This is a genomic window from Flavivirga spongiicola (genome assembly GCF_030540825.1).
GTDB classification, from domain to species: domain Bacteria; phylum Bacteroidota; class Bacteroidia; order Flavobacteriales; family Flavobacteriaceae; genus Flavivirga; species Flavivirga spongiicola.
Window position 1 is genome coordinate 612,742 of the sequence record NZ_JAUOEO010000001.1, and the last position, 23,698, is coordinate 636,439.

Here is a 23,698-nt window from a genome sequence, read left to right on the forward strand (position 1 = left end):
GAAATATCATTATAGAACTTTCGTAAATGAGACCATTCCTAAATAAAAAAATGCCGCTTAAAGCGGCATTTTTTTATTATTTACTTAAATACATTTTCCGTCTGGAATACAAATCGTAGAATTCATCATCCTTTAAACTGTCAATGAACAAGATGCTTTCTCCGGTGCTTTTCATTTCCGGTCCTAATTTCTTATTAACATTAGGAAATTTATTAAATGAGAACACGGGTTGCTTAATAGCATAACCATCTAATTCAGGTTTAAAATCAAAATCTTTGATTTTCTTTTCACCTAACATCACTTTAGTTGCATAATTCACATAGGGTTCACCGTATGCTTTTGCTATAAAAGGAACTGTTCTAGAAGCTCTAGGGTTGGCTTCAATGATGTAAACCGTATCATCTTTAATTGCAAATTGGATATTTATGAGTCCTACAGTGTTTAATGCTAAAGCAATTTTTTTAGTATGATCTATTATTTGTTGCATTACCAAATCCCCTAAGTTAAAAGGTGGTAATAATGAATTACTATCTCCAGAATGAATTCCACATGGTTCAATATGTTCCATGATACCAATAATATAAACATTTTCTCCATCACAAATCGCATCGGCTTCAGCTTCAATAGCACCATCTAAATAATGATCTAGCAGTAACTGATTCCCAGGCATTCTACTTAACAGGTCAACCACATGTTTTTCTAATTCTTCTTTGTTGATAACAATCTTCATACCTTGGCCTCCAAGTACGTATGAAGGACGTACTAAAATTGGAAAGTCTAATACATCTGCAATAGCCGACGCTTCGTCTGCTGTCGTAGCAATATCAAACTGTGGATAAGGAATATTATTCTCTTTTAATAGATTAGAGAACAACCCTCTATCTTCTGCTAAATCAAGAGATTCAAAACTAGTTCCTAATATCTTAACACCATATCTCGATAGTTTTTCTGCAAGTTTTAGAGCAGTTTGCCCTCCTAATTGCACAATAACCCCTTCTGGTTTCTCATGCTTGATGATATCGTAAATATGTTCCCAAAAAACAGGTTCAAAATATAATTTATCGGCGGTATCAAAATCTGTTGAAACGGTTTCAGGGTTGCAGTTAATCATGATTGTTTCGTATCCACATTCTGCAGCTGCCAAAACACCATGTACACAACAATAATCAAACTCAATACCCTGTCCTATTCTATTTGGGCCAGACCCTAAAACAATAATTTTCTTTTTATCAGAAACGATACTTTCATTATCAGCATATCGTTTACCGTCTGCTGTTTCCATATCGCTTTCAAACGTTGAATAGTAATATGGTGTTTTAGCTTTAAACTCAGCAGCACAAGTATCAACTAATTTGTAAACACGATTAATACCTAATGCTTCACGCTTATTATAGACCTGACTTTCTAAACAACCCAACATGTGAGCTATTTGTCTGTCACCATAGCCTTTTTGTTTTGCTTCTAATAATAAATCTTTCTCTATAGTATCAATATTGAAGGTAGAAATTTCATTATTAAGGAAATGTAATTCTTCGTATTGCTTCAAGAACCACATATCAATTTTTGTGATTTCATGAATTCGACTTAATGGAATACCCATTCTAATAGCATCATAAATAATAAAAACACGATCCCAAGACGCATAAGTAAGCTTCTCTATAATTTGGTCGTAATTCTTATTTTCTTTTCCGTCGGCACCAAGTCCATTACGTTTAATTTCTAATGACTGAGTTGCTTTATGAAGTGCTTCCTGGAACGACCGACCGATTCCCATGACTTCTCCTACAGATTTCATTTGAAGACCTAAAGTTCTATCCGATCCTTCAAATTTATCAAAATTCCAACGTGGTATTTTTACAATCACATAATCTAAAGTAGGTTCAAATAAAGCCGATGTAGATTTTGTAATTTGATTTTCTAATTCATCTAAATGATAACCAATAGCTAGTTTAGCAGCAACCTTGGCAATTGGATATCCCGTAGCTTTACTTGCCAATGCTGAAGAACGTGACACACGAGGATTAATTTCAATAGCAATAATATCCTCTTTTTCGTCCGGACTTACGGCAAATTGTACATTACAACCACCTGCAAAATCTCCAATACTACGCATCATATGGATGGCCATATCACGCATTCTCTGGTAGGTTCTATCACTTAATGTCATAGCTGGAGCTACTGTAATAGAATCTCCTGTATGAATCCCCATAGGATCCATGTTCTCGATAGAACATATAATGACTACATTATCATTAGCATCCCTAAGTAACTCTAATTCATACTCTTTCCAGCCAATCAATGCCTTATCTATCATAACCTCATGAATTGGAGAAATTTCCAAACCACGGGTTAACAACTCATCAAAATCTTCTTGTTTATGTACAAAAGATGCGCCTGCACCTCCTAAGGTATATGATGCTCTAATAACTAAAGGAAAACCAAATTCCTGAGCAATTTCTTTTCCTTTTAAATAAGATGTCGCGGTTGCTTGGGGTGCCATCGGAATACCTATTTTAAGCATCAATTCTCTAAATTGCTCCCTATCTTCCGTAATATTTATAGCATCAATATCAACTCCTATAATTTCAACATCAAAATCTTTCCAAATACCCTTTTCGTCAGCTTCTATACATAAATTTAAAGCTGTTTGACCTCCCATTGTTGGTAAAACGGCATCAATTTGTGGATGATCTTTTAAAATTTTAATAATCGATTTTGTATTAAGTGGAAGCAAATAAACATGATCTGCCATAGAAGGGTCAGTCATAATTGTTGCTGGATTAGAATTGATAAGAATGGTTTCAATTCCATCTTCTCTAAGTGATCTTAAAGCTTGTGTTCCCGAATAATCAAATTCACATGCTTGTCCAATAACGATAGGACCTGATCCAATAATTAGTATCGATTTTAGATTTGAATTTTTTGGCATTTTTTACTAGTTATGTCGTGTAATATAATTTGTTACAAAAATAATATTCATTAGATATAAAAAAAGGCGTTACACTTAAGTAACACCTTTAAATTATCAACAATTGTTAATCATTATTTTTTATGTCTTGTTTCAGATGACACAGATATTTTTTTTCTTCCTTTAGCTCTTCTACGAGCTAATACCTTTCTACCATTGACAGAAGCCATTCTTTCTCTGAAACCGTGTTTGTTTCTTCTCTTTCTTTTAGAAGGCTGAAATGTTCTTTTACTCATTATCTTGTATCTTTAAATCTGAATTGTATTTTTCTATAGTTTGGGCATCCTCCAAAACCGAGGGCAAATATACAAAGCCTTTATTACTTTGCAAACCATTTTTAAAAAAATATTTTTTAATTATTTTTTTGATTAAAATATTCCGGCCACACCTTTGTTTCTTTGGGCTAATCACTCCCTTTTTGTTAAATATCTATGAGTTACTTTTAATAAAAATTTAGTTTCTTTGCAATCTAAAACATAAAAGACCTTATTTACATATAAAAATAGCGTCTATTCACATTGTAAACTTATTAAAATGTACAATAAAATTATAAAACTAATTATAGCAGCTGGCATCATTGCTTATGCTGTATATCAATTTACTGAAGGTTACATAGGCAATGGTATAATGCTTATACTCCTCTCTTTAATTTTTGTATTCCTTTATTTTAAAAATGAGTTTATTTTATTAGCTTTTTTAAGATTACGTAAACAAGATTTTGACGGCGCAAAAAAATGGCTTAACAAAATTAAAAATCCTGAATCTGCTCTTGTAAAAAAACAGCAAGGGTATTATAATTATTTGCATGGTATTATGGTATCCCAAAGTAATATGAATGACGCCGAAAAATATTTTAAAAAGGCTATTTCTTTAGGATTATCTATGGATCATGATTTGGCCATGGCAAAATTAAATTTATCTGGTATTGCCTTTTCTAAACGTAGAAAGCAGGAAGCTCAAAAACTACTATCTGAAGCTCAAAAACTAGATAAACAGGGTATGCTGACTGATCAGATAAAAATGATGAAACAAAATATGAAACGTTCACAAATGCCTAATCAACATTATGGTAGTGGTGGTTCTTTAAGATCACAGAAAAGAAGAGGGTAATATTATTGGTTTCAAATTTAGTTAAAACTGTGTACTTTAGTCTATTTCGCTTTCAGTTTCTAAAAAATTTTCTGCCACTAATTACAAATTCATTATAGTGAATTCTCAAATGATATTCCTCATTTCACGAAGCAGACTTTCAGTCTGTCTGCCAAACAAACCTATGAACAGTCCATGGCTTAGTAGTTATTGTACATCATAATACCCCTTTTTAGGTATATCAATTGTATATAACTTTTTTGTTTTATTATTTAAATGTGATTCTCGTAACCAAGGGTTATGAAGTTTTAATATTTTGTAATTAATATCAAATCCTTCTGCAAATTTAGAAAAATCGGTTACCGCTGTATCTACCGTAACTTTATACGTAGGAACATTATTATATAAATCCTTTTCTCTAAAATTAAAACCATATTTAGCAGGGTTTGATAAAATTTCTTTTAATGCCACTATTCTAAATATATAACGCCCCGTTTCCTCAATAAGTAGTAAATCATAGTAACTAGAAACATTTTGCTCTTTTAATTTTCTAGAAACACCTGCATTACCAGCATTATATGCTGCTGCTGCTAATGTCCATGAACCTAATCTCTTTTTAGATTTTAATAAATATTTGCATGCGACCTCGGTCGCTTTTTCTAAATGATAGCGTTCGTCAACATTTGCATTAACTTCTAAACCATTTTCTTTACCTGTAACTTTCATAATTTGCCAAACACCTCTAGCTCCGGCCGGAGACACTGCATTTGTTAAACCACTTTCTATAACTGCTAAATATTTAAAATCGTCAGGAATACCGTGTTTTTTTAAAATAGGTTCTATAATTGGGAAATACTTTTTGGCACGTTTAAACATCAACAATCCGTTAGATTGCCAATACGTATTAACTAATAATTCTCTATCCATTCGCTCTAAAATATCAGGATTTTTAAGCGGCACTGGTTCACCAGCAAAATTTAAATCATCTGGGACTTGTAATGCATAAACGTTATAATCATTAATTAATTTTTTTTCAAAATTTTCATCCGTTGGAGCGTCTTGTAAGGCATAAATAAATAGGGCTGACAAACTTAATAATCCCACAAACGCTAATAGTTTCTGTGCTATCTTCATTTTTAATAAGTTTTGCTTAAAGGTAAAATTTTTTATTTAGTTTTCTAAAATTATATGTGGTAAATTCTCATTAAACCATTTATATTTATTTATAATCATAATATGTGTCCCATTTTTTATGGTGATACAATTTGTTATATTCTTAATAGGAAACACGGCGTCCTTATCTCCGTGAATATGTACAATATTTGATAGATTTTCGTTTTGATTCCAACAAACCATTTGTTTAATAGCCCAACTTAAATATTTACTATCATTAACAGATAAATATCTTTTATATAAATCTATACGTTTTTTTATACTGCTACCAAAAACATACTTTGCAAGTAAATCAATATTACTAGCCAATTGTGTTGGCACTAAGGTATAGGCCTTAGTTTTTTTGGCTAGCGCCATATGCTTAGGTAATTCGTGCTTTGATTTAACACTAGATACTATAATGAGTTTTCTAACGTGTATATGTTTACTTATTTCCTGAACCAAAACACCTCCAAATGACACACCAAGCAGCACAATATTTTCATGCTTTATATTATTGATCATTCGTAATGCATAATCACTAATAGACTCATCATTAATTGGTAACACCCACTCAAGCCAATGAATCTTAAATTGATTTTCTGGTAATTTTATATACTCAAAAATTATGGGACTCGCTGCCATTCCTGGCATTAAATAAACATGTATTATTTCTTCATCCATTTCTATTATAATAGAATTTAATAAAATTGTTCTCTAAATTTAAATAAAACTTATTCTAACGGTTTATTTTATAAGGCATTAACCTTGTTTTATCTTTAGATTGATAAATATTTTTTGTACTTTTGCAAAACAAAGTTATAATAAATAGTACTCAACTATTTAAGATTCCTAAGAAATAAAACAAAAACTACTATGGTTGAAGCTGCAGAACTAATTGATAACGATTTTTTACGTCAGTTTGAAATAAAAATTGATGACCATTTAGCTAAAATTGAATACTCTTTACAAGAAAGAAAGATTTTTCTAACAAAGCTAATTATACCTGAAGGCATTAAAGATCAGGAATTTAGCAAAGAATTCCTAGTAGCTGTTTTCGAACAAATTGAAGAACGCAATTTAAGTGTAGTACCTACAAGCCCTGAAATAGCTAAGTTTGTAAGAAGCAATAGAAAATACAAACGTATGCTTCCTGTTGGAGTAAGAATTTAATTTTTGAAACACAAAAAAACAAATAATAAAAAATCCGAAGCTAATGGCTGCGGATTTTTTATTTTCTGAATTTATCTTTTAAGGGATAATGGATACCTTTTGTATTAAATCGCATATTTATTTATACGATCGCTGTATGATTAATTACTTATTGCTTGGTATAAACTAATGTTAAATCTTTAGTAGTCAATACTTCCGTAAAATCTTCGTTATGTACAGTTATCGACTCTTTAACCACTCTAAATAATTGATTTCCTATTATAATAGACTCTCTATCATTAAATATAACTGTATCAATATTTTGAGAATATGTTGTTGCAAAACCAATAATACCTTGCTGATCGCATGTTACGCTAAACGCATATTCATCTGTAGTTCCCTCCAATAAAGCAATATCAATATCTGGATTAAAGGTTTTATTTAAAGACACAACACCATTAGGTTCGAAAATTAAAGTTTCATTATTAGCACATTCAATTTCATCTAAAATGTTAGTGCTAACCGTGCCATCCTTATTGATATCAAATCCGCCTGCTACATCCCAAGCTGTGAGCTTCCATGTGCCTACAATTGACAGATCATCATTATCCTCACTGGAACAACTTGTAAGCAATAATGATACAAAACATAAAATAAAAAGTAATTTACTCATATTTGGGGCATGATTAATCCCTGTAAATGTATAGTGTGCAGTTTTATTTGCACAATAAATAAGTTAAAGTGAGTAAAACTCTGGCTAATATGTAAGACAATTATGGTTTTCTAACTTGAAAACACTTTTACAAATTCAAACCTTACTAAACCATCTGTATCAATTTTGGTAAGACCCACCTGGTGTAATGTATTAATTAATTCAGGATTCCAAGGTGTTTTTACTTTTACGTAGTTTTCGGTAAACCCATGAATGTACCCTTCTTTATTTTCACTTTCAAATAATACCGTTCTAGTAGTACCTATTTGACTTTCATAAAAAGCTCGACGTTTTTTAACCGATAAACCTCGCAGCATTTTACTTCGCTTACCTCTTACATTGTTAGGCACTACCCCATTCATTTCTACAGCTTCTGTATTATCACGCTCAGAGTATGTAAATACATGTAAATATGAAATATCTAATGCATTCAAAAAATTATAAGTCTCCAAAAAGTGTTCATCTGTTTCTCCAGGAAAACCTACAATAACATCTACACCTATGCAAGCATGAGGCATTACTTCTTTTATTTTAGAAACGCGATCTACATACAGTTCGCGCATATAGCGACGTTTCATTTTTTTAAGTATCTCGTTATTACCAGATTGTAATGGGATATGAAAATGAGGTACGAAAGCTCTTGACTTAGATACTAAATCAATCGTTTCATTTTTTAAAAGGTTAGGTTCGATAGACGAAATTCTTAATCGTTCAATACCTTCAACATGATCTAATTTGGTAACTAAATCCAAAAAAGTATGTTCGTGCTTTTTGTTACCAAACTCCCCTTTACCATAATCGCCAATATTAACACCAGTGAGCACAATTTCCTTTATATTTTGCTTAGAAATTTCTTGAGCATTTTTTAAGACATTTCCCATCGTATCACTTCGTGAAATACCACGAGCTAACGGTATAGTACAATAGGTACATTTATAGTCACATCCATCTTGAACTTTTAAAAAAGCGCGCGTTCTATCTCCAATAGAATAACTCCCTACATAAAAATCGGCTTCTTCTATCTCACAAGAATGTACTTCTCCAAAATCATTTTTAGAAAGATCATTCAGATAGTCTGTTATTTTGAATTTTTCAGTAGCTCCTAAAACCAAATCAACACCATCTATATCGGCCAATTCTTGAGGTTTTAATTGTGCATAACATCCTACTGCTGCAACAAAAGCATCTGAATTTGACTTCTGAGCTTGTTTCACAATCGTTTTAAAACGTTTGTCTGCATTCTCGGTAACCGAACAGGTATTAATCACATAAATATCCGCTTTTTCAGAAAAATCCACACGGTCAAAACCTTCATCTGTAAAATTTCTGGCAATAGTTGATGTCTCTGAAAAGTTCAGTTTACAACCTAAAGTATAAAATGCGACTTTTTTATTCATTTATTCTTTTTCATTTCCTTTACGATGGAAATGTATTTATATTTACTTGTTTTCTAACTTAAAAGCCTGCAAATTTACATAATTGCTACAAGTAATACAATCTAAGTGCGAAGACTTGAACTAATCTACAATAACAAATGACAAGAGCAGAAGCGAGAATTAAAGAAGTGGTTACTTTTTTTGAAAACAAAGACACTTTTTTAGGGTATCGAAAACTTATGGACTGTGCTATAGATACTCAAAACTTAGATATTTACAATGAGGTTATAGAACTCACCGATTGGAAAGAAAAATTCCCGGATGAAGAAGATGAACTCATAAAAAGAAGTCTTCAGACTCTAAATAAAATTGCTAAAATCTCCATTGAAGATTATAACACTAAAAAAACCGTTGTAACTGGTTCAAATATTATTAAAAGTTATGGCAATAATCGCTTTACATTGGGCCCTGTTTCTATTAATATTCATAAAGGTGATGTTTATGGATTAGTTGGAGAAAATGGAAATGGCAAAACAACATTATTAAGAATTCTAGCTAAAGAACTGAAACACAACGAAGGGAGTTTAGAATTTAATTTTGATAAGGGATTTAATAATGACTATGATTTACGTTCGAATTTGGTATATATTCCACAACGAACTCAAAAATGGTACGGTAGTCTTAAAGATAATTTAAAATTCGTTTTATCAAATTATGGTATGAGTCCCAAGGAAAATGAAACGAGAGTTTTAATGATGATTGCTCGTTTTGGCTTATGGAATTATAAACATTTAAAATGGAACGAATTATCTTCCGGATATAAAATGCGTTTTGAATTAGCTAGAACGTTATTAAGACAACCTGAATTATTACTTTTAGATGAACCACTAGCTAATCTGGATGTACTAGCCCAGCAGGTTATTTTAGAAGATTTAAAATCTATTTGTAATTCTATAAATAACCCTATCGCATTAATATTGAGTTCCCAGCAATTGTATGAAGTAGAAAAAGTATCTGATAAGGTCATATATCTTAAAAACGGCAGACATAAAGAGCATGAAGATAAAGAAGCCATTACAAATACTAAAAGTCATTTAATAGTAGAAATTGATTGTCATTGTGAAAGAGATAAACTCAAACAAATTTTTGCTGATTTAAGCCTTGAAAAGTTAATCTATAATGGAGGTGTCTTTGTTGCTTATTTCCCTAATGAGATAGCTTTCCCATTAGTTCTTGAAACTTTAGGAAAGCACAAAATAGATGTTATATATACGCGTAACATAACAAAATCCACAAGACGTTTCTTTGTTTCTTAAAGCCAAATCAATGAAAAAATTCATATATAAAACCAATCAATATTTACTAGAAAATCACCCAATAATTTGGAATACAAAATTATTTTGGGTCGCATCAGCCTCACTAATTTTACATATTTTATTCTTTATTTTTGGGCTCTTAGCCATCACTAATCCTGAAATCTTACATGAATATGGAGCTAAATCTATTTTCTTTGAGAATGGCACCATCTTTATAAGTATTATTTTATCGATCTTAATACTTGTTATCTGGCTTATTTTTCTATTTAAGAATAATGCTTTTAAAAACTTTTATCCAACATCAAAACTAAAATTATTTAAACAATTTTTAATTTATTTAATAATAACTTTCTTATCTACAACATTTTATATTTCATATAACTTTGGGGTTAAGTCTTATATCTCATTCAAATATGATGATAAGAGCATAGAAAAAGAAATTGCAGTATCCAATGCTGCTGCATTATTTTTTTCAAAAAGCATTGAGGATTATACAATTAATCAGCGGAGATACCCACATCCATTCAACACATTGTATTGTGAAACTTATGAAGGATCAGATAGGGACAACGATCGTTTATACTTAAGTTTCTTAGATTATAAATATAGATTTTACACACTCTACAAAAAGGAAGGAGCATTATATCAAGAATTATCAGATTCAACCTATAGAGGGTTTGTATTTTACAAAACAAAAGATACGATTAGGACTTACTTTTATAAAGATTCTATTTTTGATGCTTCAAGTTTTGTACAAACTACCAATCCCAACTATTTCAATTATTCAAAAATATTCTATCTATCAAAAAAGGAGAGGTTGAAATATGATAATATCCAATATGGTCACAACGAATATAATGAATATGAATACTATAATTATCAGCAGGATTTTACTAAAAACAATGCCCTTTGGAATAAGGCGGGTTACGACCTCTTGAATCGAAATAACTCTGATGAAATTAAACAAATACTGGCTGATTTTTTAATGATTAGTGATGCATATGAAATTGAACATAACCTAACCACGGGTGACTGGTTTAACATGGTTTATCATCCAAATGACAACTTCGAATTGAAAAAACTAATTAGGGATAAACCTAAAGGAGAAATACAATTTGAAGCTGTTGAGCCTAAAACTGCAATGGCTGATTTTTATAAAAAGCATATTACAGATTATTATTTAGACACTGATTCCCTATACAAAGTCTTTGATAATATTGAAGATATAAAAGAAAGTAATCCCTTTTCAGAAAGTATACATTTTTTTATATGGTTTGCTTTCTTTTTTTCTGCTTTAGTATTTATGTTTAGAAGCACTGGATTAAAACCGTTGCTCTTTACAATTATAAGTATTGGTATATTAGTCGTATTTGTAACGTTACTAACCGTTTTTTATACATATGTAAACAAATACAATCAAGAAAACACCCAGTATTTTGCATCGTACTTAACATTTATATTGAGCACTATCATTTTATCTATTCCTATATTCTATGCAAAAAGAATAAAAAAACTCATTGTAGCTATTTGTTTAAACATCTCTATTATTGGGTTTGTACTTTATGTTTTTTTAATAATTACAATAATATCTTTACATCAATCTGATGCATGTATTAGAAATTATTCCTTCTATACTCATAACAAAGACTGTTTTAATTTATTGAAAAGTATAGGTATATATTGGAGTTATATTCTATTCATAATAAATTTACTATTTATTTATATTTATTCTGGTGTGATTAAAAAATGGAAAGCTTTACCCGAAGGATAAATTACTAATATTAAACTATTTACTTTTAAATGAAACTAGTAAAAACTAATATCAAATACTTAGTATCTTACTCATTTATAACATACGTTACTTTGTTATTAAATTCATGTTCAGATAAAGCACAGACAAATAAAGATCATTTAGTTTTTAGATATAATGAATATGCAAACATAAATACCTTAGACCCTGCTTTTTCTAGAACTTTACAGGATAATTCGGTTTGCAATCAATTATTCAATGGTTTAGTACAATTAGATAGTGATTTGAATATTCTTCCATGTATAGCAAAAAGCTGGGATACATCGGACGATGGATTAACATACAAGTTTACATTACGGAATGACGTCTATTTCCACAAGCATGAATTATTTGGAAAGGATTCTACCAGAATAGTTATTGCCGAGGATTTTGAATATAGCCTCCATCGTTTAAAAGATGAAAAAATTGCAGCTCCTGGAAGCTGGGTTTTAAATAAGGTAGATGGTTTTGAAGCTATTAATGATACCATTTTTCAGATTACCCTAAAGCAACCATTCCCTGCCTTTATAGGCTTATTAACCATGAAATATTGTTCGGTTGTCCCAAAAGAAGTTGTTGAACATTATGGCATTGAATTCAGGTCCCACCCTATTGGTACAGGGCCTTTTAAATTTAAGCGTTGGGAAGAAAACATCAAACTTGTATTTAGAAAAAATCAATATTATTTTGAAAAAGACGAAACTGGCAAATCATTACCATATTTGGAGGCTGTAGCACTTACTTTCTTACCTGATAAGCAAAGTGAGTTTTTACAATTTGCACAAGGCAATATAGATTTTGTATCTGGCTTAGACGCATCATATAAAGATGAGCTGTTAACCGCAGATGGACGCTTACGTGATTCCTATGCTGAGACTGTTAATATGATTCGTGGTCCCTATTTAAATACAGAATATTTGGGGTTCTATTTAGATTCTAAAACTCCTGAAATACAATCTGAATTAATAAGGAAAGCAATTAATTATGGGTTTGATCGAAAAAAAATGATGATCTATTTACGTAATGGTATTGGCAATCCTGCCAATGGCGGTTTTATTCCCATGGGCTTGGCTGGTTACAATAAATCCATTGGTTTTTCTTATCAACCAGAAAAAGCAAAACAATTGGTAAAGCAGTTTAAAGAAGAAAGCGGTATTGCAAATCCGGAAATCACGTTAGTTACAACAAGCAATTATCTCAGTTTTTGTGAATTTATACAACGAGAACTTCAGAAAACAGGGTTAGTGATTCATGTTGATGTTATGCCAGAAGCAACTTTAAGATCAGCCAGATCAAATGGGAAGGTTGATATGTTTAGAAGCTCTTGGATTGCAGATTATCTGGACGCCGAAAACTATTTATCGATATTCTATAGTAAAAACTTTGCGCCTAACGGTTCAAACTATTTTCATTTTAAAAACACATTATTAGATAGTTTATACAATAAAGCCTTTACTATTACAGACATTGAAGAAAGAAAACATTTATATACAACTATGGATTCTCTAGCTATGCAAAACGCCATTATGGTACCTTTATTCTATGATGAAGTCGTTCGTTTTACAAGAAAAAATGTTTCTGGACTTGGTATTAACCCTATTAATTTACTAGACTTAAGACGGGTTAAAAAGAACTGACATCATCCTCTTTTTTACGCTCTTTTACAATTCCAAAAATAATGAGATATACAGCAATACCATAAAACAACATAATTAAAATATCTTGCATTGGTAAGTCCATTTTAAACGTTTTTATAGCCATCATACTCTCACAAAGCATATAAAAAATAATCCCAAAAAACACATATAAATAGCTAACTCTATCAACAACATCTTTTCTTATATAACCAAATTGAATAAGTAATAGTGATATAAAAAAGCTAAGTAATGCCGGTACAAAAAAACTCTTTAAGCTAGTGTAAAGAAAACTCACTATAAAAACTGTGTAAGAAAATATCACTACAGAAAAGGGAATCAGTCTTATAATATTAAAATCTGATCTATGAGAAAGCCGTAAACTTAAAAAGACTTTTGCTAAAGCGAAAAAAAGTAAACTGGCACTTAAAAAAATAATATTAGTATGTTCGATAACAAGGACATCTCCTATTAGAAAGCAAAACAATGCCAAAATTACCCATAGCTTTTTTTTCTTTCTCTTCTCAGTAGTATTAAAATAGTAATAAAAAAACAAAAGTAGTATTAAAGGTGGTTTGGAGACATATCGATATGGAAAAGAACTAAGATTTAGTTTAACTAAAATATCTATAGTCAATATAACAAAGAAAATTATACTGGTTCTTTTTTCGTTTTTTAAAATATGTAACACTGTTTATCTTTTAGGGCTATGATAAAAATTTACATACTTTAAAAGCTGTAAACCTTAGCTAATATAGAAAAATAGGATCACATTGCCAATTCCCTTCAAATAGAACGAAATTCAATTAGTTTGTATAAAATAATAAATATCATCATCGCCTTTACCCTCTGGACGTTTCGAGGAAAAATAGCCTGTTTTATTTTCGGCATCAATAATCAAACAAAAATCGTCTTGTTTGCTATTCATTGGCTGTGGTAATTTTTCAGCTTTTTCAAAAGTACCGTCAGCATTCATGGTACTTTTATAAATATCGAATCCACCAAAACCATTGGGTCTATTTGACGCAAAATACAATGTGTTATCAGCACTTATAAAAGGAAACATATCTCGACTATAAGAATTGACTTTACTTCCTAAATTTTTTGGTTCGCTATAAGTATTGTCATCTAGAATATCTACCTTAAAAATATCAGAACCACCTCTTGTAGTCTCTTTACCTCCTCTAATGTTAGCTGTAAAATATAAAGTTTTTCCATCTTTACTTAAAGCAGGATGCGCATAAGAATATTTAAGTTTACAGAATGGCAATACTTTAAAGTTAGTCCAGCCTAAACCTGTTTTATATTCGCCTACAGTAATATGAAAATTAGCTTCGTTAAAATTACCTTTCGGCATATTTTTTCTAGTATAATTGGTAGTTAAATAAATGTGCTTTCCATCTGGAGATATAGTGGCACTTGTAATATGGGATATATTTTGTTTTGGATCTATTTGTACGGGGTTCACATTAACTATATGGCCTCCTTCTGAAAAATCGCCCTCATAAATGGTCAGTATAGGATTACCTTCAAATCGCTTTAACCTCCCTTTTTTATCTAATAAATATGAAGTAAAAATAATTCTTGAATCACTAATCTGCATCAAACCAAAATGCGGGTATTCTGTATTAATTTCTACGTTTGTAACACTGTAGTCTTTAGTTTGAGAAAAACTTATCAGTCCAATTAAAAAGATTATATAATAAAATAACTTTAGCATAAAAGCAGTGTGCTATAAACAAATATAACCATTTGAATTCAAATCTATTACAATTGCTTATTGCGGTACTACTAAATGATATCAAATGGGTTTTAAAATCATGTTAAAATATTTTAGAATATAGCGTTCACAGATGAATAATAAAATCTAAGCATAGCATAAGGCTACTGTTCTATACCCAGTCAAGCCGAGTACATGTTTATTATGATATATATGCGCGATATAAATGAATTTATTAATGTTATTTTAAAATTTGCTAGGTATTATTCCCTTCTGTATCTCTTAGTTTCTTCAAATACATATTCCAAAATAGCTCGATCCTGTTTAGTGAATTCCTCTTTGCGCCTAGACATAACAACATCTGCTACTTCAAATGCTTTCTTAGTTAAATAGGTTGTAAAGCCGCTATTACCACCCCAGCTAAAACTTGGCACAAAATTTCTTGGAAATCCACTACCAAAAATATTGGCACTTACCCCTACAACTGTTCCTGTATTAAACATTGTATTGATACCACATTTACTGTGGTCGCCCATCATTAGCCCACAAAATTGTGACCCTATTTTAGCAAAGCCTTCAGTTTCATAGTTCCATAAACGTACTTCTGCGTAGTTATTTTTTAAATTAGAAGTATTCGTGTCTGCCCCCATGTTACACCATTCTCCCAAAACAGAATTTCCTAAATAGCCTTCATGACCTTTATTTGAGTTAGCAAACAAAACAGAGTTCTTAATCTCTCCACCAACTTTACTATAAGGTCCAACTGTTGTTGGTCCATAAATTTTTGCAGCCATTTTTACTACAGCATGCTCACACAAAGCAAAAGAACCTCGTATGGTGGTTCCTTCCATTATTTCAGTATTTTCTCCAATATAAATAGGACCTGTACTGGCGTTAAGCGTCACGAACTCCAATGTAGCTCCTTCCTCTATAAAAATATTTTCTGGAGCTATAATATTATTACTCGATGGTATGGGTTGCGATATTCTATCTTTTGTAATTAAGTTAAAATCTTCCTGAATAGCTTCACCATTTTTAGAAAATATATCCCAAGTATTTTCAATTTTTATAATACTTTCTCTAAACTCAAATGTTTCAAAACGGTCAAAGTCAATATCGTCCTGTGCTTCTTTAGCAAAAAAGGCAATAATAGCTTCGTCCTTAAAAATGGCTTGATTTTCTTTTAAACCCTTTATCATTTCAACCAATTCTAAGTTTGGAAGGCAAGAGGCATTAATCATCACATTTTCTTCCATTTCTATCATTGGATATTTATCAGACAAGTAGTCTTCTGTAATCGTAGTAGTTGTTGTCTTTAAAAAAGTTTCCCACTTTTCACGAATGGTTAAAATTCCAACTCTAATATCTGCTACAGGTCTGGTGAATGTAAATGGTAACAAATTGTTACGAGACGGTCCATCAAAAAGAATGTAATTCATTTTTTATTTAATTTCTAAGCGCCAAATATAGACAATAGAACCTGCATTTATAGCGCATTTTACCAATTAAAATGGCAGGTCGTCGTTGTGTTCGAGAACACTAAAATAAAGACATAAAAAAAAGCCTTTCAGGATTCTGAAAGGCTTTAAATTATATTTAAGCTAATCTTATTTCTTAAATTTAGCGTATTTAGTTTTGAATTTATCAATACGACCAGCAGTATCTACTAGTTTAGATTTACCAGTGTAATATGGGTGTGATGTTCTTGATATCTCCATTTTAACAAGTGGATACTCAACACCATCAACCTCTATTGTTTCATTAGTATCTGCTGTAGATTTCGTTAAAAACACATCATCATTAGACATATCTTTAAATGCTACTAATCTATAATTTTCTGGATGTATACCTTTTCTCATCGCTAAGTGCTTTTTATTCTTTACAATTTTGGAGCTGCAAATTTAAGTATTTTTTATAAATGGACAATATTTTTTATTGTTTTTTATTTCAACCTCTTGTGTAACGTTTTATTATATTTGAGTACTAACAAGTCAACTAACATTTTAAATAAAATATTATGGAAAAATCTTTAAAGTCAATTGCCATAAATCATGGCTTATATTTAGGTATAGCTTTATCTTTATTTACACTCATAGGCTATGCTATTAACCTAGGCTTATTAGTGAATTATTGGGTTATGCTTTTAATTTTACCCTTATCAATCATAATTTTCGGAATTATTTCAACTTCAAAAATCAAAGGAAAATTCGATGGGTTTCTTTCTTTTAAGGAAGCTTTTTCTTCGTTCTTTATAACCGTAGCTATTGGAGTAATTGTTAGTACATTGGTCTCAATTATTATTTTTAATTTTATTGATCCTGATGCTGCAATAGAAACAAAGGAAATCCTAATAACTAATACCGAAAATTTTATGCGAGGAATGAATGCTCCCCTTGAAGCGATAGCGGAAAGCGTTGAACAAATCGAGAATCAAGATACTTTCTCTTTAGGAGCTCAATTTAAATCACTAGCCCAAAGCTTAGTATTCTTTGCCATAATCGGATTAATAGTTGCTGCAGTAATGAAAAAAAATAATCCAGACACAGAATAAATTCAGTATTTTTGGATTATTGAATTTAGAAAATATTTAAATGAATATATCTGTAGTTATACCACTACTAAACGAACAAGAATCTTTAACTGAATTACATGATTGGATTACAAAAGTTATGCAATCCAATCATTTTTCATATGAAATTATTTTTATTGATGATGGCAGTACAGATAACTCTTGGCAAATTATTTCTCAATTAGCATCACAAAACAAGCATGTAAAAGGGATTCGTTTTTTTAAAAACTTCGGAAAATCACAAGCGTTTCACGCTGGTTTTGAAAAAGCAAAAGGAGATGTTATAATCACTATGGATGCGGATTTACAAGATAACCCTGATGAAATCCCAGAGCTCTACAACATGGTTATAAATGATGGTTTCGATTTAGTTTCCGGATGGAAAAAGAAACGTTACGATTCTGTTATTGCCAAAAATTTACCATCAAAATTATTTAATTGGGCCGCTAGAAGAACCTCCGGTGTAAAATTAAACGATTTTAATTGCGGTCTTAAAGCATACCGCATAAACGTTGTTAAAAATATTGATGTCAACGGTGAAATGCATCGTTACATTCCTGTACTATCTAAAAATGCCGGGTTTACAAAAATCGGTGAAAAAGTAGTACAGCACCAAGCTAGAAAATATGGTGAAACAAAATTTGGAATGAATCGTTTTATTCATGGTTTTTTAGATTTAATTACCATTTGGTTCTTATCTCGCTTTGGCAAACGCCCTATGCACTTATTCGGTGCTTTAGGATTTATTATGTTTACTATAGGCCTTGGGTTTTCGTTCTATCTGGGTATAGATAAATTATTTTTAAATCCAACAGGCAGGCTTATCACGCAACGACCTCAATTCTATATTGCACTTTCGACCATGATCATTGGTACACAATTTTTTGTTGCTGGTTTTTTAGGTGAAATTATTTTGCGTACCAAACAAGGTAAAAAACGTTATTCTATTAAAAATGAGCTAAACTTTTAATTAGAATTATTGTTTTTCCCTAAAATGCAATCTTCTAAAGCCTTATAAAATACTAAAACGTTTGCGTTGTTAAATTTTAGTTCGGTAGAAAAAACGAAGATATTATCTGACTAATTGATTATTTTTGCACTTATTTAATTGACATATGATTTATATAGAACCCAAGATTTTAGATAGAATAAATGCGTGGTTAACACCAACTTTTGATGATGAGACACAAACTTTCATTAAAGATAGCATTGCAAATACCCCAAAGGATATTCAAGAAAGTTTTTATAAAGACTTAGAATTCGGAACCGGTGGTATGCGTGGTGTCATGGGTATTGGAACCAATCGTATAAACAAATATACCCTTGGAAAGAGCACTCAGGGATTGAGCAATTATTTACGTAAGTCATTTCCAAATGAGAGCCTAAAAGCCGTTATTGCTTACGATTGTAGACACAACAGTAAGACACTGGCAAAAGTTGTTGCCGATGTCTTTTCGGCCAATAATATTGAAGTTTATTTATTTGAAGATTTACGTGCCACACCAGAATTGTCCTTTGCTGTTAAGCATTTAAACTGTCATTGCGGTATTGTTTTAACCGCTTCACATAATCCGCCGGAATACAATGGATATAAAGTGTACTGGCAAGATGGAGGGCAATTAGTACCTCCTCATGATGATGCTGTAATACAAATTATAAATGATCTTGATTATGCCGATATAAAATTTGAAGCTAATAACGATCTTATTCATTATATAGGAAAAGATGTTGATGATGTATTTATTAATGCTTCAGTAGAAAATGGAAATTGTGGTGTTTCGCAAGAAGCCAAAAACAATTTAAATATTGTTTTTACATCACTTCATGGTACTTCGATTACAGCAGTTCCTGAAACTTTAAAACGAGCTGGGTACAAAAATGTTCATATCGTAAAGGAACAAGAAGCTCCTGATGGTGATTTCCCAACGGTAGCATCACCAAACCCGGAAGAACCCGCAGCATTAAAAATGGCATTAGAACTTGCTGACAAAGTAAATGGTGATATTGTTATAGGAACAGATCCCGATTGTGATAGATTGGGTGTTGCAGTTCGCAATTCTGAAAATAAATTACAGCTACTTAACGGAAACCAAACCATGTTGATGATGACTGATTTCCTGCTAAAACAATGGAAATCTGAAGGGAAAATTAAAGGAAAAGAATTTATTGCCTCCACCATAGTATCTACACCTATGTTGAATAAACTTGCTGAAGCTTATAAAGTAGATAGCAAAATTGTTTTAACAGGTTTTAAATGGATTGCTAAATTAATAAAGGATTTTCCCGAACTCGATTTTATTGGTGGTGGAGAAGAAAGTTTTGGTTTTATGGTCGGTGATTTTGTTCGAGACAAAGACGCCGTAACGGCAACACTTTTAGCTTGTGAAATAGCTGCTCAATCTAAAGCTATTGGAAGTTCTTTTTATAGTGAACTTATTAAACTATATGTTGAACATGGGCTCTATAAAGAGCGTTTAGTTTCTCTAACTAAAAAAGGTATTGAAGGTGCTGAAGAAATTAAACAAATGATGATTGATGCTCGCGAAAACCCATTAACCGTAGTCAATGGATCGAAAGTAGTAAAAGTTGAAGATTATCAATTATCTATTACCAAAAACATGATTTCTGGTGAAGAAAACACTATTGACATTCCAAAATCGAATGTATTAATTTATTATACAGAAGATGGTAGCCAAATAGCGCTGAGACCAAGTGGAACAGAGCCTAAAATAAAATTCTACATTAGTGTAAATGATCATTTAGAATCTGTGGATGCTTTTAATGATACAGAAGCGAAACTAGAATCAAAAATAGACGCCATTTTAAAAGACATGAAACTTAATTAATGAATCATTTTTTAAATATATTACGGTATGCAAAGCCGTATAAATCCTTTGCTATTGGGCATATAATCTGTAACATTTTTTTTGCGCTATTTGGTACATTATCGTTTGTGGCTTTAAAACCCATGTTGGATGTTATTTTTAGTAAAAATCAAAATGTACCAACGGTAAAACCAGAATGGTCAGGATTATTGGAAATAGGAGATTTTGTTAAAAAATATCTGGCGTTTCAAATGGATTATTTTACAGGTGGCGATAGTTCAAAAGCACTGGTTTTTGTCGTTTGTTTAATCTTAACAGTATTCTTATTGAAGAATATTTCGGGTTATTTCGCAAACTATTTTCTGGTATTCTTACGTAATGGGGTTATAAGGGATCTTAGGAATAAAGTTTATAGAAAAACGGTAGAGTTACCACTTTCTTTTTTTTCGGAAAAAAGAAAAGGTGATATACTGGCTAGAGTTACCGCCGATGTTTTAGATTTACAATATTCTTTTTTATCTGTTTTAGAGCTTATTGTTAGAGAACCTCTTACAATTATTTTTACTATAGCTGTTATGCTCTATATAAGTCCTCAACTTACTCTATTTGTGTTTATTTTTATTCCAGTAATGGGATTTGTTATTTCCAAAATTGGTAAAAGTTTAAAAAGAAAATCAGACCGTGTACAAAAAGAACAAGGTACTTTTCTTTCCACATTAGAAGAAACCTTAACGGGGTTACGCATTATAAAAGGATTTAACGCAGAAGAAAAATTCAACGACAGGTTTCAAGAATCTACCTCACGTTTTTATCACTTTTCGAATAAATTACTCAATCGTCAAAACCTGGCATCTCCAACTAGTGAGTTTCTAGGTATTTGTATCATAGCAGTTATTTTATGGTATGGAGGAAACCTTGTATTAAGCGGCACTTCTACGAATCTAGATGACAGTATGTTTATTGTATATATGGGATTATCTTATAATGTACTAACGCCTGCAAAAGCCATTTCAAGAGGTTTGTATAACATAAAAAAAGGTGGTGCAGCAGCAGAAAGGATACAGGAAATTATTGATACTGAAAATCCTTTAAAAGACAAAGAAGGTGCCATTGATAAAAAAGGATTTGATACCAATATTGTATTTGATAATATTTCATTTAAATATGAAAACGAATATGTATTAAAAAACTTTTCGCTAGCCATTCCCAAAGGTAAAACAGTAGCACTAGTTGGACAATCGGGTAGTGGAAAATCAACTATCGCTAATTTAATTACACGTTTTTATGATGTAAATAAAGGTCAAATCTTAATTGATGGTTTAGATATTCGTGATTTAACGATAAGCTCTTTACGTGCTCAATTAGGTATTGTAACTCAGGACGCCATTCTTTTTAATGATAGTATTAAAAACAATATGAAATTGGGTAATGACGAAGCTACGGATGAACAAATAATTGAAGCTTTAAAAATAGCCAATGCCTGGGAATTTGTTCAAGATTTACCAGAACACATTAACACGAATATTGGAGATGCCGGGAATAAGCTTTCTGGCGGTCAAAAACAACGGTTAAGTATTGCTCGGGCAGTTCTTAAAAGTCCTCCTGTTATGGTTTTAGACGAAGCAACCTCGGCTCTTGATACTGAAAGCGAGCGACTTGTACAAGTGGCTTTAGAAAACATGATGAAAAACAGAACTTCTATTGTTATTGCTCATAGATTATCTACTATTCAAAATGCAGATGAAATAATAGTTCTTAAGAAAGGGGAGATTGTAGAACAAGGCAAGCACCAAGATCTTATTAGTAAAAAAGGCGTTTACTACAAACTAGTAGAGATGCAAAGTTTTGGATAATATAATAACTACTAAAAAGAAACTAAACTACCTTGGAGCAAACTCACAAGACATTATATAAAAAATGGTTTTAAAAATTCTTAAGTATTAGAGGGACTTAAACGCAAGATTCCGCTCAAAAAGCGGAATTAGTTCAACTTACAATTTTGAATATATTGCTTCGCAGCTTTTCAAAATTGAGTTTCACTAATAAAAAAAGGATAGAGATTTGGGTTTCTATCCTTTTTTTGTTCGTTGGTAGACTTGGGGACGACTAACAACATAAGTAGGTTTCTGATACAAACATAAAACAAAAAACGGGTTAAACCAAGAGAAAATGTATTTAATCGTTGTTTTTATACATTTAATCGATGTTTTTTAATACAATATATTGATTATCAAAATATTACAATTTTGTAATAAAATCAAAAAATAAAGTTTAAACTTTCTGTATATTTATTAGTCTAAAGACTAAACAGTTTTTGTGATCGACGAAACACAACTATTAGAACAATTAAAGTCAGAAAATCAAAAGGACAAAGCTTTTAGAGCACTCATTACGCTTTACAAAGAACGTTTGTATTGGCACATTCGTAATATCGTAAAGTCGCATGATGATACCGATGATGTACTCCAAAATACTTTTATCAAAGTTTATAAAAACATTCATAACTTTAAAGGGGATAGTAAATTGTTTTCGTGGTTATACCGGATTGCCACTAATGAATCAATCACATTTATCAATAAAAATGCTAAGCGATTACAAGTTACAAATGAAGAAATGCAACAATTAGCAATAAACAATTTAACATCAGATGTCTATTTTGAAGGTGACACTATTCAACTAAAATTACAAAAAGCTATTGCTACATTACCGGAAAAACAACAGTTAGTGTTTAATATGAAATATTTTGAAGACATAAAGTATAAAGATATGTCTGATATTCTAGAAACTAGTGAAGGTGCGTTAAAAGCATCCTACCATATCGCTGTTAAGAAAATTGAAGCGTATTTAACTAAAGATTAAACCTTTATTAAAATCACAAGTCTTATTAATAAGATAATGAAACATAATAAACTACATAACATTGAAGAAACTGGATTTAAAGTTCCAGATGATTATTTTAACGCCTTAGAAGATGTTATTTTAAGTGATATAAAACTTAAAAAAATGTCAAGCAACTCTGGTTTTAAATTGCCTGAAGACTATTTTAACACTTTGGAAAATGCCATTATAGACAAAGTTTCAACAAAGACATCTACAAAAGTCATCCCTTTATTTAGAAAAAGAACGCTAATTTATATATCTGGTATTGCTGCAACTGTATTACTTTTATTCAATCTTTCAATTTTTGAGAATAAACCAACTTTTAACTCTTTAGATTTTGAAACAGTTGAAAACTATATTATGAATGAAAATATTGGTTCCTATGAAATTGCAGCACTCCTATCTGAAGAAGACTTGTTAGAAGAAAACTTTATAGATTATCAAGTAGAAGAAGAAACCGTAGAAATCTATATATTAGATAATATTGATGTAGAAGATATCATTATTGAATAAAGC

Annotated in this window: 21 protein-coding genes; 11 read left to right on the plus strand and 10 right to left on the minus strand. The window is 31.0% G+C overall.

Features of this window, described 5'->3' with window-relative positions; translation table 11 throughout:
• Positions 1-76: 76 nt before the first annotated feature.
• Together carB and rpmH are read right to left on the minus strand one after the other, a co-directional pair.
• On the minus strand, positions 77-2,929 hold the full coding sequence (gene carB, locus Q4Q47_RS02285; RefSeq protein ID WP_303305037.1) for a carbamoyl-phosphate synthase large subunit: 2,853 nt from the start codon (positions 2,927-2,929) through the stop codon (positions 77-79).
• 113 nt (positions 2,930-3,042) lie between these two features.
• Positions 3,043-3,204 (minus strand): 50S ribosomal protein L34, encoded by a 162-nt coding sequence (gene rpmH / locus Q4Q47_RS02290; RefSeq protein ID WP_013751688.1) that lies wholly within the window; start codon positions 3,202-3,204, stop codon positions 3,043-3,045.
• A gap of 298 nt (positions 3,205-3,502) precedes the next feature.
• On the opposite strand from rpmH, the gene Q4Q47_RS02295 reads away from it, so the two are divergent.
• Positions 3,503-4,078 (plus strand): tetratricopeptide repeat protein, encoded by a 576-nt coding sequence (locus tag Q4Q47_RS02295; protein ID WP_303305038.1) that lies wholly within the window; start codon positions 3,503-3,505, stop codon positions 4,076-4,078.
• Between the two features lie 186 nt (positions 4,079-4,264).
• Here the strand turns inward: Q4Q47_RS02295 and Q4Q47_RS02300 are convergent, their stop codons facing one another.
• Together Q4Q47_RS02300 and Q4Q47_RS02305 are read right to left on the minus strand one after the other, a co-directional pair.
• Complete coding sequence (locus Q4Q47_RS02300) at positions 4,265-5,191, minus strand: lytic transglycosylase domain-containing protein (protein ID WP_303305039.1); 927 nt, start codon at positions 5,189-5,191, stop codon at positions 4,265-4,267.
• A 36-nt stretch (positions 5,192-5,227) separates the two neighbouring features.
• Positions 5,228-5,893: an alpha/beta hydrolase gene (locus Q4Q47_RS02305; RefSeq protein WP_303305040.1), complete on the minus strand. Its 666-nt coding sequence runs from the start codon at positions 5,891-5,893 to the stop codon at positions 5,228-5,230.
• 192 nt (positions 5,894-6,085) lie between these two features.
• On the opposite strand from Q4Q47_RS02305, the gene Q4Q47_RS02310 reads away from it, so the two are divergent.
• The gene (locus tag Q4Q47_RS02310) at positions 6,086-6,382 is read left to right on the plus strand and encodes an N-acetyltransferase (RefSeq protein ID WP_303305041.1); all 297 of its coding nucleotides are present in this window, start codon (positions 6,086-6,088) and stop codon (positions 6,380-6,382) included.
• 148 nt (positions 6,383-6,530) lie between these two features.
• Here Q4Q47_RS02310 and Q4Q47_RS02315 read toward each other — a convergent pair whose 3' ends face one another.
• Entirely contained in the window at positions 6,531-7,034 is a 504-nt protein-coding gene (locus tag Q4Q47_RS02315; protein WP_303305042.1) for a hypothetical protein, read from the minus strand.
• Between the two features lie 110 nt (positions 7,035-7,144).
• Positions 7,145-8,470: a tRNA (N(6)-L-threonylcarbamoyladenosine(37)-C(2))-methylthiotransferase MtaB gene (gene mtaB, locus Q4Q47_RS02320; RefSeq protein ID WP_303305043.1), complete on the minus strand. Its 1,326-nt coding sequence runs from the start codon at positions 8,468-8,470 to the stop codon at positions 7,145-7,147.
• A gap of 137 nt (positions 8,471-8,607) precedes the next feature.
• Here mtaB and Q4Q47_RS02325 point away from each other — a divergent pair, with 137 nt between their 5' ends.
• From Q4Q47_RS02325 to Q4Q47_RS02335, 3 genes are read left to right on the plus strand one after another with little or no spacing between them, the layout of a single operon-like run.
• Positions 8,608-9,765, plus strand: a complete 1,158-nt coding sequence (locus Q4Q47_RS02325) for an ATP-binding cassette domain-containing protein (protein WP_303305044.1) — start codon at positions 8,608-8,610, stop codon at positions 9,763-9,765.
• A gap of 10 nt (positions 9,766-9,775) precedes the next feature.
• Positions 9,776-11,536 carry a hypothetical protein gene (locus Q4Q47_RS02330; RefSeq protein WP_303305045.1) on the plus strand — a complete coding sequence of 587 codons (1,761 nt, stop codon included), beginning with the start codon at positions 9,776-9,778 and terminating at the stop codon, positions 11,534-11,536.
• Positions 11,537-11,565: 29 nt separating this feature from the next.
• Entirely contained in the window at positions 11,566-13,191 is a 1,626-nt protein-coding gene (locus Q4Q47_RS02335; RefSeq protein WP_303305046.1) for an ABC transporter substrate-binding protein, read from the plus strand.
• On the opposite strand, the gene Q4Q47_RS02340 is transcribed toward Q4Q47_RS02335, so the two are convergent.
• The 4 genes from Q4Q47_RS02340 to Q4Q47_RS02355 all read right to left on the minus strand — a co-directional run bounded on the left by Q4Q47_RS02340 (position 13,178) and on the right by Q4Q47_RS02355 (position 16,767).
• Positions 13,178-13,879, minus strand: coding sequence for a lysoplasmalogenase family protein (locus Q4Q47_RS02340; protein ID WP_303305047.1), 702 nt, complete (start codon positions 13,877-13,879; stop codon positions 13,178-13,180). The two genes, Q4Q47_RS02335 and Q4Q47_RS02340, sit on opposite strands and share 14 nt — an antisense overlap.
• A gap of 111 nt (positions 13,880-13,990) precedes the next feature.
• Positions 13,991-14,908 (minus strand): TolB family protein, encoded by a 918-nt coding sequence (locus Q4Q47_RS02345; protein WP_303305048.1) that lies wholly within the window; start codon positions 14,906-14,908, stop codon positions 13,991-13,993.
• A 263-nt stretch (positions 14,909-15,171) separates the two neighbouring features.
• Entirely contained in the window at positions 15,172-16,347 is a 1,176-nt protein-coding gene (locus Q4Q47_RS02350) for a GlmU family protein (protein WP_303305049.1), read from the minus strand.
• A gap of 168 nt (positions 16,348-16,515) precedes the next feature.
• The gene (locus tag Q4Q47_RS02355) at positions 16,516-16,767 is read right to left on the minus strand and encodes a type B 50S ribosomal protein L31 (protein WP_102757447.1); all 252 of its coding nucleotides are present in this window, start codon (positions 16,765-16,767) and stop codon (positions 16,516-16,518) included.
• Positions 16,768-16,925: 158 nt separating this feature from the next.
• Between Q4Q47_RS02355 and Q4Q47_RS02360 the strand changes: the two genes are divergently transcribed.
• From Q4Q47_RS02360 to Q4Q47_RS02385, 6 genes are all read left to right on the plus strand, one after another.
• Positions 16,926-17,459 (plus strand): DUF4199 domain-containing protein, encoded by a 534-nt coding sequence (locus tag Q4Q47_RS02360; RefSeq protein WP_303305050.1) that lies wholly within the window; start codon positions 16,926-16,928, stop codon positions 17,457-17,459.
• 40 nt (positions 17,460-17,499) lie between these two features.
• Positions 17,500-18,447 carry a glycosyltransferase family 2 protein gene (locus tag Q4Q47_RS02365; RefSeq protein WP_303305051.1) on the plus strand — a complete coding sequence of 316 codons (948 nt, stop codon included), beginning with the start codon at positions 17,500-17,502 and terminating at the stop codon, positions 18,445-18,447.
• Positions 18,448-18,592: 145 nt separating this feature from the next.
• Positions 18,593-20,323 (plus strand): phospho-sugar mutase, encoded by a 1,731-nt coding sequence (locus tag Q4Q47_RS02370; RefSeq protein ID WP_303305052.1) that lies wholly within the window; start codon positions 18,593-18,595, stop codon positions 20,321-20,323.
• Entirely contained in the window at positions 20,323-22,155 is a 1,833-nt protein-coding gene (locus tag Q4Q47_RS02375) for an ABC transporter ATP-binding protein (protein ID WP_303305053.1), read from the plus strand. Before Q4Q47_RS02370 ends, Q4Q47_RS02375 begins: the two co-directional genes overlap by 1 nt.
• A gap of 463 nt (positions 22,156-22,618) precedes the next feature.
• On the plus strand, positions 22,619-23,161 hold the full coding sequence (locus tag Q4Q47_RS02380) for an RNA polymerase sigma factor (protein ID WP_303305054.1): 543 nt from the start codon (positions 22,619-22,621) through the stop codon (positions 23,159-23,161).
• 36 nt (positions 23,162-23,197) lie between these two features.
• Positions 23,198-23,695: a hypothetical protein gene (locus tag Q4Q47_RS02385; RefSeq protein WP_303305055.1), complete on the plus strand. Its 498-nt coding sequence runs from the start codon at positions 23,198-23,200 to the stop codon at positions 23,693-23,695.
• Positions 23,696-23,698 lie beyond the last annotated feature (3 nt).

Excerpts from the sequence above, each read along its gene's own strand:
- carB (WP_303305037.1), bottom strand. The coding sequence starts at position 2,929 with ATGCCAAAAAATTCAAATCTAAAATCGATACTAATTATTGGATCAGGT.
- rpmH (WP_013751688.1), bottom strand. The coding sequence starts at position 3,204 with ATGAGTAAAAGAACATTTCAGCCTTCTAAAAGAAAGAGAAGAAACAAA.
- Q4Q47_RS02295 (WP_303305038.1), top strand. The coding sequence starts at position 3,503 with ATGTACAATAAAATTATAAAACTAATTATAGCAGCTGGCATCATTGCT.
- Q4Q47_RS02300 (WP_303305039.1), bottom strand. The coding sequence starts at position 5,191 with ATGAAGATAGCACAGAAACTATTAGCGTTTGTGGGATTATTAAGTTTG.
- Q4Q47_RS02305 (WP_303305040.1), bottom strand. The coding sequence starts at position 5,893 with ATGGATGAAGAAATAATACATGTTTATTTAATGCCAGGAATGGCAGCG.
- Q4Q47_RS02310 (WP_303305041.1), top strand. The coding sequence starts at position 6,086 with ATGGTTGAAGCTGCAGAACTAATTGATAACGATTTTTTACGTCAGTTT.
- Q4Q47_RS02315 (WP_303305042.1), bottom strand. The coding sequence starts at position 7,034 with ATGAGTAAATTACTTTTTATTTTATGTTTTGTATCATTATTGCTTACA.
- mtaB (WP_303305043.1), bottom strand. The coding sequence starts at position 8,470 with ATGAATAAAAAAGTCGCATTTTATACTTTAGGTTGTAAACTGAACTTT.
- Q4Q47_RS02325 (WP_303305044.1), top strand. The coding sequence starts at position 8,608 with ATGACAAGAGCAGAAGCGAGAATTAAAGAAGTGGTTACTTTTTTTGAA.
- Q4Q47_RS02330 (WP_303305045.1), top strand. The coding sequence starts at position 9,776 with ATGAAAAAATTCATATATAAAACCAATCAATATTTACTAGAAAATCAC.
- Q4Q47_RS02335 (WP_303305046.1), top strand. The coding sequence starts at position 11,566 with ATGAAACTAGTAAAAACTAATATCAAATACTTAGTATCTTACTCATTT.
- Q4Q47_RS02345 (WP_303305048.1), bottom strand. The coding sequence starts at position 14,908 with ATGCTAAAGTTATTTTATTATATAATCTTTTTAATTGGACTGATAAGT.
- Q4Q47_RS02350 (WP_303305049.1), bottom strand. The coding sequence starts at position 16,347 with ATGAATTACATTCTTTTTGATGGACCGTCTCGTAACAATTTGTTACCA.
- Q4Q47_RS02355 (WP_102757447.1), bottom strand. The coding sequence starts at position 16,767 with ATGAGAAAAGGTATACATCCAGAAAATTATAGATTAGTAGCATTTAAA.
- Q4Q47_RS02360 (WP_303305050.1), top strand. The coding sequence starts at position 16,926 with ATGGAAAAATCTTTAAAGTCAATTGCCATAAATCATGGCTTATATTTA.
- Q4Q47_RS02365 (WP_303305051.1), top strand. The coding sequence starts at position 17,500 with ATGAATATATCTGTAGTTATACCACTACTAAACGAACAAGAATCTTTA.
- Q4Q47_RS02370 (WP_303305052.1), top strand. The coding sequence starts at position 18,593 with ATGATTTATATAGAACCCAAGATTTTAGATAGAATAAATGCGTGGTTA.
- Q4Q47_RS02375 (WP_303305053.1), top strand. The coding sequence starts at position 20,323 with ATGAATCATTTTTTAAATATATTACGGTATGCAAAGCCGTATAAATCC.
- Q4Q47_RS02385 (WP_303305055.1), top strand. The coding sequence starts at position 23,198 with ATGAAACATAATAAACTACATAACATTGAAGAAACTGGATTTAAAGTT.